12 protein-coding genes are annotated in these 18,438 nt (G+C 70.2%); 7 read left to right on the top strand and 5 right to left on the bottom strand.

The genetic code is table 11. The features are described from left to right. Positions 1-3 precede the first annotated feature (3 nt). The 4 genes from ACWD5F_RS11250 (at position 4) to ACWD5F_RS11235 (ending at position 5,307) form a co-directional block, all read left to right on the top strand. Positions 4-999 (top strand): carbohydrate ABC transporter permease, encoded by a 996-nt coding sequence (locus ACWD5F_RS11250; protein ID WP_401728954.1) that lies wholly within the window; start codon positions 4-6, stop codon positions 997-999. A 13-nt stretch (positions 1,000-1,012) separates the two neighbouring features. Next, entirely contained in the window at positions 1,013-1,909 is an 897-nt protein-coding gene (locus tag ACWD5F_RS11245; RefSeq protein WP_451253277.1) for a sugar ABC transporter permease, read from the top strand. 205 nt (positions 1,910-2,114) lie between these two features. Further along, the gene (locus ACWD5F_RS11240; protein WP_451253275.1) at positions 2,115-3,794 is read left to right on the top strand and encodes a glycoside hydrolase family 13 protein; all 1,680 of its coding nucleotides are present in this window, start codon (positions 2,115-2,117) and stop codon (positions 3,792-3,794) included. A 121-nt stretch (positions 3,795-3,915) separates the two neighbouring features. Further along, a complete protein-coding gene (locus ACWD5F_RS11235; RefSeq protein WP_451253273.1) occupies positions 3,916-5,307 on the top strand; it encodes an alpha-amylase in 1,392 nt (463 codons plus the stop codon). Positions 5,308-5,379: 72 nt separating this feature from the next. Here ACWD5F_RS11235 and ACWD5F_RS11230 read toward each other — a convergent pair whose 3' ends face one another. Then, positions 5,380-5,997, bottom strand: coding sequence for a DUF4232 domain-containing protein (locus ACWD5F_RS11230; RefSeq protein WP_451253271.1), 618 nt, complete (start codon positions 5,995-5,997; stop codon positions 5,380-5,382). A gap of 220 nt (positions 5,998-6,217) precedes the next feature. On the opposite strand from ACWD5F_RS11230, the gene pulA reads away from it, so the two are divergent. From pulA to ACWD5F_RS11215, 3 genes are all read left to right on the top strand, one after another. Next, the gene (pulA, locus tag ACWD5F_RS11225) at positions 6,218-11,599 is read left to right on the top strand and encodes a pullulanase-type alpha-1,6-glucosidase (protein ID WP_451253269.1); all 5,382 of its coding nucleotides are present in this window, start codon (positions 6,218-6,220) and stop codon (positions 11,597-11,599) included. 69 nt (positions 11,600-11,668) lie between these two features. Beyond that, positions 11,669-13,291 (top strand): SpoIIE family protein phosphatase, encoded by a 1,623-nt coding sequence (locus tag ACWD5F_RS11220; protein ID WP_451253267.1) that lies wholly within the window; start codon positions 11,669-11,671, stop codon positions 13,289-13,291. Between the two features lie 33 nt (positions 13,292-13,324). Continuing rightward, the gene (locus ACWD5F_RS11215) at positions 13,325-13,681 is read left to right on the top strand and encodes a 5-carboxymethyl-2-hydroxymuconate Delta-isomerase (RefSeq protein WP_401728966.1); all 357 of its coding nucleotides are present in this window, start codon (positions 13,325-13,327) and stop codon (positions 13,679-13,681) included. A 6-nt stretch (positions 13,682-13,687) separates the two neighbouring features. On the opposite strand, the gene ACWD5F_RS11210 is transcribed toward ACWD5F_RS11215, so the two are convergent. The 4 genes from ACWD5F_RS11210 to ACWD5F_RS11195 form a co-directional block, all read right to left on the bottom strand. Beyond that, the gene (locus tag ACWD5F_RS11210; RefSeq protein ID WP_451253265.1) at positions 13,688-14,377 is read right to left on the bottom strand and encodes a TetR/AcrR family transcriptional regulator; all 690 of its coding nucleotides are present in this window, start codon (positions 14,375-14,377) and stop codon (positions 13,688-13,690) included. A 56-nt stretch (positions 14,378-14,433) separates the two neighbouring features. Continuing rightward, entirely contained in the window at positions 14,434-15,477 is a 1,044-nt protein-coding gene (locus ACWD5F_RS11205) for a PDR/VanB family oxidoreductase (protein WP_451253263.1), read from the bottom strand. Continuing rightward, positions 15,477-16,343 carry a metal-dependent hydrolase gene (locus tag ACWD5F_RS11200; RefSeq protein ID WP_401728972.1) on the bottom strand — a complete coding sequence of 289 codons (867 nt, stop codon included), beginning with the start codon at positions 16,341-16,343 and terminating at the stop codon, positions 15,477-15,479. Before ACWD5F_RS11200 ends, ACWD5F_RS11205 begins: the two co-directional genes overlap by 1 nt. 112 nt (positions 16,344-16,455) lie before the next feature. After that, positions 16,456-18,378 (bottom strand): hypothetical protein, encoded by a 1,923-nt coding sequence (locus ACWD5F_RS11195; RefSeq protein ID WP_451253261.1) that lies wholly within the window; start codon positions 18,376-18,378, stop codon positions 16,456-16,458. Between the last annotated feature and the right edge of the window lie 60 nt (positions 18,379-18,438).

The raw sequence follows: 18,438 nt of genomic DNA, 5'->3' as shown, positions 1-18,438 counted from the left end.
CCCATGACAGTCGCCATCGACCGCGCGACCGGCAAGCGCCGCGGTGACCGCGCGCCGCGGGACGGGCGCTTCAGGCGCAGCTATCAGAAGTACTGGTACGCGTACGCGATGATCGCCCCGGTGGCGATCGTGCTCGGCGTCCTCGTGCTCTACCCCCTGGTGTACGGCCTCTACCTGACCCTCACCGACGCCAACAGCCTCAACACCGCGCGCACGATCGGCGTCAACCACATCGACGCCACCTACAAGTTCATCGGGCTCGACAACTACAAGGACATCCTGTTCGGCCCGACGTCCTACGACCGCTTCTGGTCGCACTTCATCTGGACGATCGTCTGGACCGCGCTCTGCGTCGCCCTGCACTACACGATCGGCCTGGGCCTGGCCCTGCTGCTCAACCAGAAGCTGCGCGGGCGCACCCTCTACCGGCTGGTCCTCGTGCTCCCGTGGGCCGTGCCGACCTTCGTCACCGTCTTCGGCTGGCGGTTCATGCTCGCGGACGGCGGCATCATCAACACCGCCCTGGACGCACTGCACCTGCCGAGTCCCGCCTGGCTGGAGGACACCTTCTGGCAGCGGTTCGCCGCCATCATGGTCAACACCTGGTGCGGGGTGCCGTTCATGATGGTCTCCCTGCTCGGCGGCCTCCAGTCGATCGACGGCACCCTGTACGAGGCCGCCGAGATGGACGGCGCCACCGCCTGGCAGCGCTTCCGGTACGTCACCCTGCCGGGCCTGAGGTCCGTCAGCTCCACCGTCGTACTCCTCGGCATCATCTGGACCTTCAACCAGTTCGCCGTCATCTTCCTGCTGTTCGGCAACACCGCGCCCGACGCGCAGATCCTGGTCACCTGGGCCTACTACCTCGGCTTCGGCCAACAGCCGCGCGACTTCGCGCAGTCCGCCGCCTACGGCATCCTGCTGCTGGCCATCCTGATCGTCTTCACCTCCTTCTACCGCCGCTGGCTCAGCCGCAACGACCAGCAACTCGCGATCTGAGGCGGGAGCTTCCATGAGTACGACCACTGTCGAGACCCCCGCCACCGTCGCGCCGCCGGCCCCGGCCCGCACCCGCCGCCGCGGCGAGAACAGCCGCGCCGGTGCCCTCGCCTCCCACGGCATCCTGCTCGGCGCGAGCGTCGTCGCGCTGTTCCCGGTCGCCTGGCTGGTGTTCCTGTCGCTGGGCCCGGACAAGGACGACTATCTGCACCCCGGCGGCATCTGGTCCAAGATGACGTTCGACAACTACTCGTTCGTCCTCCAGCACACCAACTTCTTCGACTGGCTGAAGAGTTCGCTGATCGTCTCGCTCGGCACCACGCTGCTCGGCGTCTTCGTCGCCGCGACCACCGGATACGCCGTGTCCCGGATGCGCTTCCCGGGCTACCGGAAGTTCATGTGGGTGCTGCTGGTCACCCAGATGTTCCCGGTGGCCGTCCTCATGGTGCCGATGTACCAGATCTTGGCCGACCTGCAACTCATCGACAGCTACCTCGGGTTGATCCTCGTCTACTGCTCGACCGCGGTGCCGTACTGCGCCTGGCTCCTCAAGGGGTACTTCGACACCATCCCGTTCGAGATCGACGAGGCCGGACGCGTCGACGGGCTGAGCCCCTTCGGCACGTTCGCGCGGCTGATCCTGCCGCTCGCCAAGCCGGGTCTGGCGGTCGCCGCGTTCTACAGCTTCATCACCGCCTTCGGCGAGGTCGCCTTCGCCACGACGTTCATGCTGGACGACCAGAAGTACACCCTCGCGGTCGGCCTCCAGAGCTTCGTCAGCGAACACGACGCCCAACGCAACCTCATGGCGGCGACGGCGGTACTGATCGCGATACCGGTGTCGGCGTTCTTCTACCTCGTGCAGAAGAACCTCGTGACCGGCCTCACGGCGGGCGGCACAAAGGGATAGCAGGGTCCGCCAACGCCCCGTCTTTTAGCTTTTGGGGGCGCGGGACTGTATCGATTTGCGACTCCGCCGCGTGCGCGCGACCAGCCCCCACTCAGCCGCACCCAAAACTCGAGGCGGCCACGGTGTCCATCCGACCCCGCTGACACCATGGCCGCCTCGTCTCCCACTCCCCATGACCAGAACTCCGTCACGTACCAAGGACGCCATGACCCAGCAGCACGACGTCATCGCCCCGGCATCCACCTCCGCCAAGGCCACGCGCAGCGACTGGTGGAGAGACGCGGTGATCTACCAGGTCTATCCGCGCAGCTTCGCCGACAGCAACGGCGACGGCATGGGCGACCTGGAAGGCGTACGTTCCCGACTCCCGTACCTGCGCGACCTCGGCGTCGACGCCGTGTGGCTCAGCCCCTTCTACGCCTCCCCGCAGGCCGACGCCGGCTACGACGTCGCCGACTACCGGGCCGTGGACCCGATGTTCGGCAACCTGCTCGACGCGGACGCGCTGATCCGGGACGCCCACGGACTGGGGCTGCGGATCATCGTCGACCTCGTGCCCAACCACTCCTCCGACCAGTACGAGTGGTTCAAGCGGGCACTGGCGGAGGGCCCCGGCTCGCCGTCGCGCGACCGCTACCACTTCCGCCCCGGCAAGGGCGAGAACGGCGAACTCCCGCCCAACGACTGGGAGTCCATCTTCGGCGGCCCGGCCTGGACGCGGGTCACCGAACCGGACGGCACCCCGGGCGAGTGGTACCTCCACCTCTTCGCCCCCGAGCAGCCCGACTTCAACTGGGAACACCCCGCCGTCGGCGACGAGTTCCGCTCCATCCTGCGCTTCTGGCTCGACATGGGCGTCGACGGCTTCCGCATCGACGTGGCCCACGGCCTGGTCAAGGCGCCGGGTCTGCCCGACCTCGGCTCGCACGACCAGCTGAAGCTGCTGGGCAACGATGTCATGCCGTTCTTCGACCAGGACGGTGTGCACGAGATCTACCGGCAGTGGCGCACGGTCCTCGACGAGTACGCCGGAGAGCGCATCTTCGTCGCCGAGGCGTGGACCCCGACCGTCGAGCGCACCGCGAACTACGTCCGCCCCGACGAACTCCACCAGGCCTTCAACTTCCAGTACCTGAGCACCGAATGGGACGCGAAGGAGCTGCGCACGGTCATCGACCGGACGCTGGAGGCCATGCGTCCCGTCGGCGCCCCCGCCACCTGGGTGCTGTCCAACCACGACGTCACCCGCCATGCCACCCGCTTCGCCAACCCGCCCGGCCTCGGCACCCAGATCCGCACGGCCGGGGACCGGGAGCTGGGCCTGCGCAGGGCCCGCGCGGCCACCCTGCTGATGCTCGCCCTGCCCGGCTCCGCCTACGTCTACCAGGGCGAGGAGCTCGGCCTGCCGGACGTCGTCGACCTGCCGGACGAGGTCCGCCAGGACCCGGCGTACTTCCGGGGCGCGGGTCAGGACGGCTTCCGCGACGGCTGCCGGGTGCCGATCCCGTGGACGCGCGAGGGCTCGTCGTACGGCTTCGGCGGCGGGGGCAGCTGGCTGCCGCAGCCGGACGGCTGGGGGGAGCTGAGCATCGAGGCGCAGACCGGGACCGCCGGTTCGACCCTGGAGCTGTACCGGGCTGCGCTGGCCGCCCGGCGCGCCCAGCCCGACCTCGGCGCGGGCGGCTCGGTGGAGTGGCTGCGGGCGCCCGAGGGCGTACTGGCCTTCCGGCGCGGTGAGTTCGTGTGTGTCGCGAACACCAGTGGGGAGTCGGTGACGACTCCGGCGCACGGGCGGGTCCTGCTCGCCAGCGGGGAGATCACCGAGGCGGACGGCGAGGCGAAGGTGCCCGCCGACACGACGGTGTGGTGGACCACGACGCCGTAATTTCTTGCAGCAACTTCACACGGCCCGCTGCCCTTTTGGGCGGCGGGCCTTTAACATCTCCGTCACCGCAAGGTAGTTGAAAGTTTTCAGCAAGAACCTTCAATGGTGAAGGAGCCCCCGCATGGCACGCAGAACCCTCTCCGGAGGCCTCGCCCTCACGGCCGCGGCTCTCCCCCTCTCGCTCTCCCTTGTCATGACCCCGACGCCCGCACAGGCCTCGCCGCCCGGCACCAAGGACGTCACCGCCGTCCTCTTCGAGTGGAACTTCGCCTCGGTCGCCAAGGAGTGCACCAACACCCTGGGCCCGGCCGGCTACGGCTACGTCCAGGTCTCCCCGCCCGCCGAGCACATACAGGGCTCGCAGTGGTGGACGTCGTACCAGCCGGTCAGCTACAAGATCGCCGGTCGGCTCGGTGACCGCACGGCGTTCCAGAACATGGTCAGCACCTGCCACGCGGCCGGGGTGAAGGTGGTCGCCGACACCGTCATCAACCACATGTCGGCGGGCAGCGGCACCGGCACGGGCGGGTCGTCGTACACGAAGTACAACTACCCGGGCCTGTACTCCTCCTACGACTTCGACGACTGCACCTCCCAGGTCTCGAACTACCAGGACCGCTGGAACGTGCAGCACTGCGAACTGGTGGGCCTGGCCGACCTGGACACCGGTGAGGACTACGTCCGGTCGGCGATCGCCGGGTACCTGAACGACCTGCTCACGCTCGGTGTCGACGGCTTCCGCATCGACGCGGCCAAGCACATCGACACCGCCGACCTGGCGAACATCAAGTCCCGCCTGACCAACCCCTCCGCGTACTGGAAGCAGGAGGTCATCTACGGCAGCGGGGAGGCCGTCCAGCCCACCGAGTACACGGGCAACGGCGACGTGCAGGAGTTCCGGTACGCCTACGACCTCAAGCGGGTCTTCAACAACGAGAACCTCGCCTACCTGAAGAACTACGGCGAGGGCTGGGGGTACATGAGCAGCTCGGTCGCCGGTGTCTTCGTCGACAACCACGACACCGAGCGCAACGGCTCCACGCTCAGCTACAAGGACGGCGCCAACTACACGCTGGCCAACGTCTTCATGCTGGCCTACCCCTACGGCGCCCCGGACATCAACTCCGGCTACGAGTGGTCGAACGCGGACGCCGGACCGCCCAACGGCGGGTCCGTGACGGCCTGTTGGCAGGACGGCTGGAAGTGCCAGCACGCCTGGCCGGAGATCAAGTCCATGGTCGCCTTCCGCAACACCACCCGCGGACAGGCCATGACGGACTGGTGGGACAACGGCAACGACGCCATCGCCTTCGGGCGCGGCAGCAAGGGCTATGTGGCCATCAACCACGAGTCGAGCAGCCTGTCCCGCACCTACCAGACGTCGCTCGCGGCGGGCACGTACTGCAACGTGCAGAACAACACGACGGTGACGGTGAACGGTTCGGGCCAGTTCACGGCCACCCTGGGCAGCAACACGGCACTGGCGATCTACGCCGGGAAGTCCACCTGCTGAGCTGAGTTGGGCGGATCGGACGGACGGCGGGGGTGCGAGCGGGGTCACCGCCGCCGTCCGTGCCGCGGGCGGTCAGGACGAGACGTTGATGTGCCGGGCGAACGCGGTGACGGAGAGGTCGCCGTGGTCGACCCACTGGGGGAAGGCCAGCGTCTTGTGCTGGGTCGCGGCGGGCGGGGTGATCTCCAGGAAGGAGGCGCGCGTCGCCCCCGAGGTGCCGGTGTTGGCGTGGGTCCAGGCCAGGACGGCCTCGGCGCTCTGGCCGTCCTTGAGGACGAGGGTCTTCTTGCCGGGGTTGTGCGCGTACCACGTGTTGCCCCAGTGGGTGTGGGTGGTGAGCTTCTTGTGCGCGGAGTTCTCCAGGCCCAGGCCCGGGTAGCCGCGCAGCGCGCAGGTCTTCCCGCTGAGGTTGCGCAGCGTGATCACGACACCCTGGTGGTTCATCCCGCCGGCGAGCCGCTTGCCGAAGGAGGCCTTGAGCGCGGCGGCGGAGCAGGTCGGCGTGGCCTTCGCGGCGGTGGTGGCGCCAGGGGTCGCGGCCTGTGCGGTACCGGCCCAGGCCGCGAGCCCCAGCCCAGCGACGGCGGCCACGGCCAGCACCGGGCGGCCGAACCTGCGCTCTGCGCGGTGCTTGGCGGTGCCGGGCTGGTCAGTGATGGTCCGGTCGGCGGCGTTCGGGTGCTCGTTCATGGTGATGGTGCTCCACTCCTGCTCGTTCCTCTGTTCCCGTACACAAGGTCCGATGCGCGGTGCGGCGGTTTTGTTCGGAGAAGTTCGCAGGAGAATCGACCGCCGGGGTCTGAAAGTTCTTTCTGTTGCTTTCACGACTATTGCTGCAACCCTTGCGTCGGCGATACGGTCGCGCCGGGGTCGGACCCGACAGAGTCGTCATCGCAAGGAGTTCACACCGGTGATCCATGTCAGACGCGTCGCGGCCGTCGCCGTCGCTGCCCTCGCCCTCGCGCTGGTGCAGCCGCTCGCCGCCCACGCCGGGACCCCGCCCGCACCCCCGTCCGACGCGAAGTTGGCCGCCGAGCCCGCCCGGCACGACGACACCCGCGAGCAGTTCTACTTCGTCATGCCGGACCGCTTCGCCAACGGCGACACGGCCAACGACCGTGGCGGGCTTACGGGTTCACGCCTCAGCACCGGCTACGACCCCACCGACAAGGGCTTCTACCAGGGCGGCGACCTCAAGGGCCTGACGAAGAAGCTCGACTACATCAAGGGCCTGGGCACCACCGCCATCTGGATGGCCCCGATCTTCAAGAACCAGCCCGTGCAGGGCACCGGCAGCGACGCCTCGGCCGGCTACCACGGCTACTGGATCACCGACTTCACCCAGGTCGACCCGCACTTCGGCACCAACCAGGACCTGACGACCCTCATATCCAAGGCGCACGCCAAGGGCATGAAGGTCTTCTTCGACGTCATCACCAACCACACGGCGGACGTCGTCGACTACGAGGAGAAGTCCTACGACTACCTCTCCAAGGGCGCCTTCCCGTACCTGACCGAGGACGGCGAGCCCTTCGACGACGCCGACTACGCCGACGGGAAGCGGGAGTTCCCCGCCGTCGACGCCGACTCCTTCCCGAGGACGCCGACCGTCCCCGCCGCGAAGAAGGACGTCAAGGTCCCGTCCTGGCTCAACGACCCGACGATGTACCACAACCGCGGCGACTCGACCTACGCCGGCGAGAACGCCACCTATGGCGACTTCTCCGGCCTCGACGACCTGTGGACCGAGCGGCCCGAGGTCGTCAGCGGCATGGAGAAGATCTACCAGCGCTGGGTACGGGACTTCGGAGTCGACGGCTTCCGGATCGACACCGTGAAGCACGTGAACATGGAGTTCTGGACGCAGTGGGCGACCGCGCTGGACAAGTACGCGGCACAGCAGGGCCGTAGGGACTTCTTCATGTTCGGCGAGGTCTACTCCGCCGACACATCGATCACTTCGCCGTACGTCACCCAGGGCCGCCTCGACGCCACGCTCGACTTCCCCTTCCAGGACGCGGCCCGCTCCTACGCCTCCCAGGGCGGCAGCGCACAGAAGCTCGCGAGTGTCTTCGGCGACGACTACAAGTACACGACCGACAAGGCCAACGCCTACGAGCAGGTCACCTTCCTCGGCAACCACGACATGGGTCGTGTCGGGTACTTCCTCGAGCAGGACAACCCGCAGGCCACCGACGCCGAGATCCTGGCCAAGGACAGGCTCGCCAACGAGCTGATGTTCCTCAGCCGCGGCAACCCGGTCGTCTACTACGGCGACGAGCAGGGCTTCACCGGCTCCGGCGGCGACAAGGACGCCCGCCAGACGATGTTCGCCTCGAAGGTCGCCGACTACCTCGACGACGACGAGATAGGCACCGACCGCACCCACGCGAGCGACGCGTACGACACGAGCGCACCGCTCTACGAGCAGATCAGCGCTCTCAGCAAACTGCGCAAGGCCAACCCCGCGCTCACCGACGGCGTCCAGACCGAGCGCTACGCGGCCGACGGCTCCGGGATCTACGCCTTCTCCCGAAACGGCACGGGTACTGACAAGACCGAGTACGTCGTCGCCTTCAACAACGCCGGCGAGGCGAAGTCGGCCACCTTCGCGACCGGCTCGGCGGCCATGAACTTCCGCGGGATCTACGGCACTTCGGCCACCGTCACCTCCGACGCCGACCGGCAGATCACCGTCACCGTCCCGGCCGGTTCGGCGATCGTCCTCAAGGCGGCCGGCAGGCCCGCCAAGCCGGCCACCGCGCCGACGATCACCCTCAAGGCCCCCGACACCGGCGCCACCGGCACGGTCGAGGTCTCCGCCGACGTCACCGGCGGCGGGCTCAACCGGGTCGTCTTCGCCGCCCAGACCGGCAACGGAAAGTGGCGCACGCTCGGCTCCGCCGACCACGCCCCGTACAAGGTCACCCAGGTCGTGGGCAAGGACGTTCCGGCCGGAACCGCCCTGCGCTACAAGGCGGTTGTCGTCGACTCGACCGGACGCACGGCGAGCTCGACGGCCGCCTCCGTCTCCGGCACCCCGCCTGTCGAAGAGGTCCCCTCCGCCTCCTCCCGCGACTACGCGGTCGTCCACTACCAGCGCACCGACGCCGACTACGCCGACTGGGGCCTGTACGCCTGGGGCGACCTCGCCGACGGTGAGGCGACGAACTGGCCGGACAGTCACCCGTTCGTCGGCCGGGACGCCTACGGGGCCTTCGCCTACGTCAAGTTGAAGCCCGGTGCCTCGAACGTCGGCTTCCTCGTCATCGACAAGGACGGCAACAAGGACGTCTCCGCCGACCGCTCGATCGACGTCACCAAGACCGGCGAGGTCTGGATCGAGCAGGGCAAGGAGACCGTACGGACCACGCGCCCCGACTACCCGGCGCAGGACACGACCAAGGCGGTCCTGCACTACCACCGCGCCGACGGGAACTACGACGGCTGGGGTCTGCACGTCTGGACCGGCGCCGCGAATCCCACCGACTGGTCGAGCCCGCTCAAGCCGGTGAAGACCGACGCGTATGGCGCTGTCTTCGAGGTACCGCTCAACGCCGGTGCCACCAGCCTCAGTTACATCCTCCACAAGGGCGACGAGAAGGACCTGCCCACCGACCAGTCGCTGGACCTCAAGTCCGACGGCCATGAGGTGTGGCTCCTGAACGGCCAGGAGAAGTACCTCCTGCCCCAGCCGGCGGGCTCGGCGGCCGCCCTCGACCTGACCACCTCCAAGGCGGTCTGGATCGACCGGGACACGGTCGCCTGGAACGGCTCCGACGCGGCCGCCTCCACCCAGCTCCTGTACTCCCACGACGGCTCGATCGCCGTCCAGGACGGGACGCTGACCAGCGACGACGAGCGCTGGCTGCGGCTGACGAAGACCACCCTCACCGACGCCCAGAAGGCCAAGTTCCCGCACTTGAAGGACTACACGGCCTGGTCGGTCGACCCGCGCGACCGCGACCGGGTGCGCGGTGCCCTCGACGGCCAGCTCGTCGCCTCCCAACGCGCCGCGAACGGCGCCGTGCTGGCGGCGACCGGTGTCCAGATCGCCGGCGTACTGGACGACCTCTACCCGGCCGCCACGAAGGCCGAGTTGGGCCCGACCTTCCACAACGGCCGCCCCACGCTGGCCGTTTGGGCGCCGACCGCGCAGAGCGTGGCGCTGGAGCTCGACGGCTCGGTGAAGGCGATGAAGCGTGACAACGCCACCGGCGTCTGGTCCGTGACCGGCCCCAAGTCCTGGAAGAACAAGCCCTATCGGTACGTCGTGAAGGTGTGGGCGCCGACCGTCCGGAAGGTCGTCACCAACAAGGTCACCGACCCCTACTCGGTCGCGCTCACCGCGAACTCCGAGCGCAGCCTCGTCGTCGACCTGGCCGACAGGTCCCTGGCGCCGGGCGGCTGGTCGACGTACACCAAGCCCAAGGCCGTACCGCTGAAGGACGCCCAGATCCAGGAGCTGCACGTCCGGGACTTCTCCGTCGCGGACGCGACCGTGCCGGCGAAGGACCGGGGCAGTTATCTGGCCTTCACCGACAAGGACAGCGACGGCTCGAAGCACCTGCGCGAGCTGGCGCAGGCGGGCACGTCCTACGTGCATCTGCTGCCCGCCTTCGACATCGCCACCATCCCCGAGAAGAAGGCGGACCAGGCGAGCCCCGACTGCGACCTGGCCTCCTACCCGGCCGACTCCGACCAGCAGCAGGCGTGCGTGGCGAAGTCGGCCGCGACGGACGCCTACAACTGGGGCTACGACCCGTACCACTACACGGTCCCCGAGGGCTCGTACGCCACCGACCCGGACGGCACGGCCCGTACCGTGCAGTTCCGGCAGATGGTCAAGTCGCTGAACGAGGACGGTCTGCGGGTCGTCATGGACGTCGTCTACAACCACACGGCGGGAGCCGGGCAGGCGGACACCAGCGTCCTGGACAAGGTCGTGCCGGGCTACTACCAGCGGCTGCTCGCCGACGGCTCGGTCGCGAACAGCACGTGCTGCGCCAACACCGCGACCGAGAACGCCATGATGGGCAAGCTGGTCGTCGACTCGATCGTCACCTGGGCCAAGGAGTACAAGGTCGACGGCTTCCGCTTCGACCTGATGGGGCATCAGCCCAAGGCCAACATCCTCGCCGTGCGCAAGGCGTTGGACGCGCTGACCCTCGCCAAGGACGGCGTCGACGGCAAGAAGATCATCCTCTACGGCGAGGGCTGGAACTTCGGCGAGGTCGCCGACGACGCCCGCTTCGTGCAGGCCACCCAGAAGAACATGGCCGGCACCGGCATCGCCACCTTCTCCGACCGGGCCCGTGACGCGGTGCGCGGCGGCGGGCCCTTCGACGAGGACCCGGGCGTCCAGGGCTTCGCCTCCGGGCTCTACACCGACCCCAACTCGTCCACGAGCAACGGCACTTCGGCCGAGCAGAAGGCCCGGCTGCTGCACTACCAGGACCTGATCAAGGTCGGCCTGTCCGGCAACCTGAAGGCCTTCACCTTCACCGACACCGACGGCAAGGAGGTCACTGGCGCCGAGGTCGACTACAACGGACAGCCCGCCGGGTACGCGGACGCCCCCGGCGACGCCCTCGCCTACGCCGACGCGCACGACAACGAGTCCCTCTTCGACGCCCTGACCTACAAGTTGCCCGCCTCGACGAGCGCCGCCGACCGGGCCCGTATGCAGGTCCTGGCGATGGCGACGGCCACCCTCTCGCAGGGCCCGGCCCTGTCCCAGGCCGGCACCGACCTGCTGCGCTCCAAGTCCCTGGACCGCAACTCCTTCGACAGCGGGGACTGGTTCAACGCCATCCACTGGAACTGCGCGGACGGCAACGGCTTCGGGCGGGGGCTGCCGCCGGCGGCCGACAACGCGGCCAAGTGGCCGTACGCGAAGCCTCTGTTGAGCACGGTCGAGGTCGGGTGCGCGCAGATCGAGGACGCCTCGGCCGCGTACCGGGATCTGCTGAAGATCCGTACGACGGAGCCCGTCTTCTCGCTCGGCACGGCCGGACAGGTGCGCGCGAAGCTCTCCTTCCCGCTGTCCGGGAAGGACGAGACGCCCGGCGTGATCACCATGGAACTCGGTGATCTCGTGGTCGTGTTCAACGCGACGCCGAAGGAGCAGGAACAGCGGGTCGGCGCGCTGGCCGGCACCGGCTACCGGCTGCATCCGGTGCAGGCGGCGGGGGCGGACGCGGTGGTGAAGTCCGCCAGGTACGAGCGGGAATCGGGCACGTTCACAGTTCCTGCCCGAACCGTGACCGTATTCTCCCGCAGCTCGCGATAAGGGCATTACCTTGGTGGGGCAGACCTCGAACCCGGGTCTGCCCCACGGTGAGGGTCCAGGGCGGGGCAGATGGACGTCGACGAGAAGCCGACAGGTACGACGGTCATGGTCGTGGACGATGTGGCCGCCAGCCGGTATGCCATGGGCTCGGTGCTGAGCCGGGCCGGTCATCGGGTCGTCGCGGTGGCCAGCGGCGGCGAGGCCCTCGACGAACTGGCGGAACGGCAGCGCAAGGGCACCCTGCCCGATGTGGCCCTGGTGGACGTGGGCCTGCCGGACATGAGCGGCTTCGAGCTGTGCCGCCGTTTCAAGGAGCAGCCGTACACCGCGGGCATTCCCGTCGTGCACTTCTCGGCCGCGCTCGTGGCCCCGGCCGTCCGCTGCCAGGGCCTCGACACCGGCGACGAGGCGTATCTGACGGTGCCCGCCGAGCCCGAGGAGATCGAGGCGGTGGTCCGGGCCGCCGTGCGCTCCGCCCGGCTGCGGGCCGACAACCAGGCGCTGGTGCGGCGGCTGACGCTCCAGTCGGAGACGATCGTCGCCATCCAGTCGGCGCGTACCCCGCAGGAACTCGCCGACGCGGCGGCCGACGGCGCGGCCCGGCTGACCGGCACCCCGGCCGCCGTCTTCGTCCTCGACCAGGACGACCGGCTCTACCGCGGCCTGTCGCGGGACCGCACCGCCGTCGCGCTGCCGGACGAGGGCGCCCACCGGGCCGTGGCCACGCTGCTGCGCCGGCTCACCCGGGGCCAGTCAGAACTCCAACTGACCACCGTGCCCGCGCCGCTGTGGCCCACCGGCTTCTTCCGGCCAGGTGTGCAGCACGACGCCCGGATCGCACTGGTCCTCACCCAGGACGGCCGGGCCCCGGTCTGCCTGGCCGCCCCCGCGCGCGGGATGCGCCGCCTCGGCCCCGAGGGCGAGGCTCTGCTGGCGCAGCTCGCGCAGGCCACCGCGCTGGCCGCCGAACCGCTGCTCATGTACCAGGTCGAGCGGCATGTCGCCCTCACCCTCCAGCACAGCTTCCTGCCCCGCCCGCACAAGCTGCCCGACCTGCCGGGCGTCGACGTCTCCGTGCGGTACGTGCCCGCCTCCCGGGAGACCGAGATCGGCGGCGACTTCTACGCCGCGCTGCGCCTGGACGACGGTGTGCTCGCCGCGGTCGGCGACGTCGTCGGGCACTCGCTGGACGCGGCCACCGTCATGGTCGAGATACGGCACGCGCTGCGCGCCTACTGCGTCGAGGAGAGCGACCCGGGCGTGCTCGCCGAGCGCCTGGACCGGATGCTGCGCCGCTACCACCCCGAACTCACGACCACCGTCTGCCTGGTCCAGCTCGACCCCGGCACCGGGCGGATCCGGATCGCCAACGCAGGGCACATCCCGCCGCTGATCCTGCGGGACAGCGGCAGCGCCGAGTACGCCAAGGCCTCAGGGCCGCTCCTCGGCCTGGGCCTGCCCCATCCGACGCCCACCGAGCTGTTCCTGGAGCGCGGCGACCGGCTCCTCATGGTCACCGACGGGCTGATCGAGACCCGGGGCGTCGACCTCGAGGTCTCGATGGAGCAGCTGCGGGCCGCCGCCACCGGCGCCCTGCCCGGCCTGGACGCCCTCTGCGACACCCTGCTGGCCTCCTTCGGCCACGACCGCGATGACGACATCGCCATGCTCGCCCTGCGCCTGACGAAATAAGGTGGGTCCGACACCTTAGAACGGGGAGTACCCATGCCGCAGATCACCGTCGACCACTCGGCCGCCCTCTTCTTCGACCAGGAGGGATTCGCCCGCGACCTGCACACCGCGACGGTCGAGATCGCGGCCGCCAAGCCCGAGGCGTGCAAGACGCAGTTCCGGGAGAGCACCGTCACCGCGTTCGGCTACGAGGACCCGCTGGACGCCGGGCACGCGGTCATCCACGTCACCATCGGCCTGCTCGCCGGGCGCACCGACGAGACCAAGGCGAAGCTGACGGAAGCCGTCCTCGAACTGCTGCGCAAGTACATCGAGGACGACGGGTTCGTGCTGCACGCCTCCGCCGAGGTACGCGAACTCGACGCGTCCTACCGCAAGTTCGAGCGCTGAGCCGGTTCAGGAGGCAAGGGCGATGAGCCGGGTGGCCAGCTCCGTGAAGGGGCTGTCGGCCGGCTCGCCCAGCGCCATCTCGCGTACCAGCCCGGCCATTTCCTCGTCGTAGGCCGCGCTCACCGCGGCCAGCGCCGCGAAGTCGTGCACGAGCTGCGCCTCCAGCTCACCGCGCGGAATGCGCCGGCCGTCCAGCCAGATCAGCGCGGTCGACTCGGCGAGCGAGATCCAGGAGCGGACGACCAGTTCCAGCCGCGCGGGCGGCTCCTCGACGCCCAGATGCGACAGGATCTGCTCGTACGCGGACTGCCGTACGGAGTCGACGAGCGCGTTCGTCGCCGACGAACCGACCGCCGGACCGCCGCGCATCAACGCCGAGAAACCCGGCCCGTGGTCGTCCACGAAGTCGAAGAAGCGGCGCATCACCCGCAGCAGCCGGTTGCCGAGCGGACCCTCCTGCGGTTCGGCGAAACGGGCCGCCAGATCCTCCGAGGCCCGCTTCAACGCGGCCTCGTACAGGCTGAGTTTGCCGGGGAAGTAGTGATAGACGAGCGGGCGCGAGATGCCCGCGGCCGACGCTATCTCGTCGATGGACACATCGTCGGGCGAGCGTTGGCTGAACAGTTCGAGGGCGACGCCGATCAACTGCTGCCGCCGCTCCTCGACTCCCATTCTGCGGCGTACCCCGGTAGTCATGCGAACACCTTACCGATCGGATCCAGCCGGGAACGGGCCGGTCCGGCCGGGCGTGCTCACATATCCAACACGAGACGATCACTTCGCGCACGCGACACGCAGATGAGCATCGAGTCGGCCCGCTCCGCGTCCGTCAGCAACTCGTCCCGATGGTCCACCTCCCCTTCCAGCACCCGCTGTTGACAGGTTCCGCAGAATCCCTGGGCGCAGGAGTACGCCGTGTCGGGCAGCTCGGCGCGCACGGCGGCCAGCACGGTCGAGTCGGCGGGAACGGTCAACGTCCGTCCGCTGCGCCGGAGTTCGACCTCGAACTCGCTGTTGCCGTCGCTTGAGACGCGGGGCGCGAAGCGCTCCAGGTGGACCCGCGGGATCCGCTCGGCCACGGCTGCCATCAGCCCCTCGGGACCGCAGCAGTAGACGGCCGCGTCCTCGGGGACATCCGCCAACAGCCCGTCCAGATCCGGCAGTCCGGCCTCGTCCTCGGCGACGACGGTGACCCGGCCGCCCCCGCCCAGCTTCTCGATCTCGGCCAGGAACGGCATCGAGGCGCGCGTCCGCCCGCAGTACAGCAACCGCCACTCGGTACCGTCCCCGAGCGCCCGCAGCATCGGCAGCACGGGCGTGATCCCGATGCCGCCGGCCACGAAGACATGGGCCGGGGCGTCGACGAGCGGGAAGCGGTTCCGCGGCCCCCGCACCTCCAACTCCATGCCTTCCCGGACCTGTTCGTGCACCTCGCGCGAACCGCCCCGCCCGTCCTCGACCAGCCGGGTGGCGACCGTGTACGACGAGGTGTCCGCCGGATCACCGCACAGCGAGTACTGCCGTACCAGCCCCGACGGCAGCACCAGATCGAGATGCGCGCCCGGCTCCCACCGCGGCAAGTCCCGTCCCTCAAGGCGCAGTTGTACGACCCCGTCGGCCACCGTCTCGTGCCCGGCGACCAGCAGCCTGAGCACCCGCGAGCGCGGCTGCCCGGAGACCGGCCGCTCCAGCGCGGGCATCGGCCACAACGGCGAGGCCTGGATCCGGCGGCGCATCGCCCGCCGCACGAGCAGGGCGGTCCCCGCGACGACCACGACACCGAGCGGCTTCGGCATCACACGGCCCTCTTCTCGGCCGCCGTGGCCGCGGGGGAGGAGGCCAGATAGGCGAGCGCCTGCTCGGTGGAGCCCTCCTGGGAGGGATGGTAGGCGCGGCTGAGATAGCGCGGCACGGATCGCAGCACGTCCCCGGTCGCGGGCAGGGTGCCGCGCCTGCCGCACCGGTAGAACTCCTTGAAGGAGGCCCTGCCGTCGACGAGGGTCGGGTCGTTCGCCATGAAGAAGCGGATCCCGCGCTGCCACAGGAACACCAGCGCCCCGAACGCCGTGGCCCAGGTCCGGGCCCGGCGCCGGTAGTCCCCGTCGACGTGCATGAACAGGTCGAAGGCGACGGACCGGTGCTCGACCTCCTCCGCGCCGTGCCAGCGCAGCAGGTCCAGCATGGTCGGGTCGGCGCCGCGCCGGTCCAACTCCTCGGCGTTCAGCACCCAGTCGCCGAGGAACGCGGTGTAGTGCTCTATCGCCGCGATGATCGCGACCCGCTCGAGCAGCCACCACTTGCGGGCCCGGCCCGGCGGCAGCGTCCGGTCGCCCAGCATCTTCTCGAAGAGCCAGTCGACCTGCGCGGTGTACGGCGTCGGATCGAGCCCCTGCTCCCGCAGATGGGGCAGCACCTCGTCGTGCGCCTGCGAGTGCATCGCCTCCTGCCCGATGAACCCGATGACGTCCTCGCGCAGCCGCTCGTCCCGGATGTAGGGCAGCACCTGCTTGTACACATGCACGAACCACCGCTCACCGGCCGGCAGCAGCAGATGCAGCACGTTGATGGTGTGCGTGGTGTAGGGATCGCCCGGCACCCAGTGCAGGGGCGTGTCCTCCCAGGAGAACGACACGTTCCGGGCCTTGAGCGGCGTGTTAGACATGGCGTCAATGTACTGACGAGTAAGTCCCAGAGGAACCCTTGTGCGAGGACTTGTTGACGCGAGTGTCAGCTAGGGCTGCCGACCGGCCCTCCGGCAGCCCCTCGGCGGCCTCCTACCGCAGCCCGCTGATCGTCCGCCCGTCCGCCAGGGTCCCCTTGAGCTCGGCCTGCGCCCCCTGCTGGGTCCTGGCCGCCAGCTGCCCGCCCTGGGCGGTGGCCTGGATGCCGCCCGTCGCGCTGATCGACGAAGTGCCCCGGCTGCCGGCCGCGAGCAGGTACCAGCCGCCCGCCTCCGACTTCCAGAGCACCCCGGCCAGCACGTTCGGGTCCTTCGGCCCGCATGCCGCCACGTTCTCGGCCTTCGCCGCGACCGCCCCGTACGCCCCGCCCGGTGTCTGGAACTGCGCCAGCACGCGCGTGCCGCCGCCCCGCCAGGTCTCCGCGCGCGTGCACACCCAGTGAGCGGTCCCGCTCGCGTCGGGCAGCGACTGGTCGGCGTAGGCCCAGGCGTTGACGCTGCGCACCCCCGCCGAGCGCACCGCGCCCAGCGAGCAGGCGTACGGCGCCCAGGTGCGCAGCGCCTCGGCGCCGGAGGCCTCCTTGGTCGAGCCGGGGCGGCCGGTGGTGAGGTGGGCCGGGATCAGCTCGCCGAGGTCGGTCAGCAGCCGGGTGCCGGTGGCGTCGGTCAGCTGGAGCACGTTCCACGAGGTGCAGGCGCCGGTCTGCTGGGCCGGGCCGGCCATCGGGGCCGTGATGCCCTTGGCCAGGTCGAGGTCCATCGCGCCCGCGTTCGGCTTCATCAGGTCGCGCTCGACGGCCTTCGTCACCCAGGGCGCCGTCAGATAGCGCACGTTGCCGTCGGCGCGGCCCAGCACCAGCGCGCTCGCCTCGGTGCGGTCGGCGCCGTCCACGCGCGCGAAGTCGAGGGCGGCGCCCTTGGTGCCGTCGGCCGGCTCCGCGTAGCGGGCGATGCGCAGACCGTCGTAGAGGATCACCACGTGCGCGCTGTCCACGGTTCCCGCGTACAGCAGCTGGGCCGGTCCTGCCGGGCCGCCGGACGGGGTGCCCGGGGTCGCGGAGACCTGGACGCTCTCGCCGGGGCGGGCCCAGACGGCGAGGGCGCGGCGCAGGAGTGCCTTGTCGCCGGCGAGGTCGCCGCGGGCGGGCCAGACGGAGAAGTCGGTGCGCGCGGCGGACTCCCAGGCGGTCGGCGCGACCCTGGTGAGCTTGGCCGGGTCGAGGGCGGCCTCGGCGGCCGGGTTCTGCGCGTACACGGGCGCGGCGGCGCCGTCGGGGGCCCAGCCGTCGCCGGGCAGGCCGAGCAGCGCCCCGCACACGGCGAGCGCCGCGGCAGCGGCCAGGGCGGCCTTGCCGTGCTGGCGGCGGCGCATCAGGTCGGTGGGCCGGGCGTGCAGCGCGCAGGGGTCGAACTCGGGCGAGCCGAGCAGCGCGTACTGCGCCGGCACCTCGTCGGCCTCGTGCAGGGCGGCCGCGGGGTCGGCGACCCCGGCGGCGGACAGGACCTTGGTGACGTCACCGTCGGGCAGGCGCTCCAGGCCGCGCAGCACGTAGGCGGCGCGGGCCGGTCCGGACAGGGCGGACAGCCGCTGGTCCAGGGTGAGCTCGTCGGCGCCGCCCGAGCGCGGGAACAGCCGCAGGCCCCACACCTGGGGGAGCAGCGGCGGCAGCTGGGACCGCTTGGGCAGCGCCGTGAACCGCAGCGGCCGCCCGGCCTCCAGCGCCGTGCGCAGCACCTGGAGGCGGACGAAGGCGTACCCGGGATCGCCGTCCCGGCCCTTGGACTGGGCCGGGATCACCGCGGCGGCCGACGCCCGGCCCCGGGGCAGCGCGCGCTGGGCGAGGGAGTGCGCGGTCACCACGCGCCGGTTGCGGCCCAGGCTCGGCGGCAGCACCAGATAGGCGAGCCGGACCAGGCGCGGGTAGTGCTCGACGAGCGCGGCCTCGGCCTGCTCGACGTCGACGACCGGGTCGGCGGAGGAGGCTGCGGGGCGCGGGGCGACATCCTGTGGCTGCACGTTCAGCAAAACGAGCGAATCGTGGGTTGGTCACCGCCGCCCGGGTGACCAGGGGCCGAG

The organism is Streptomyces sp. NPDC002499, assembly GCF_053595415.1.
This window is presented reverse-complemented; position numbering and strand designations above follow the sequence as displayed.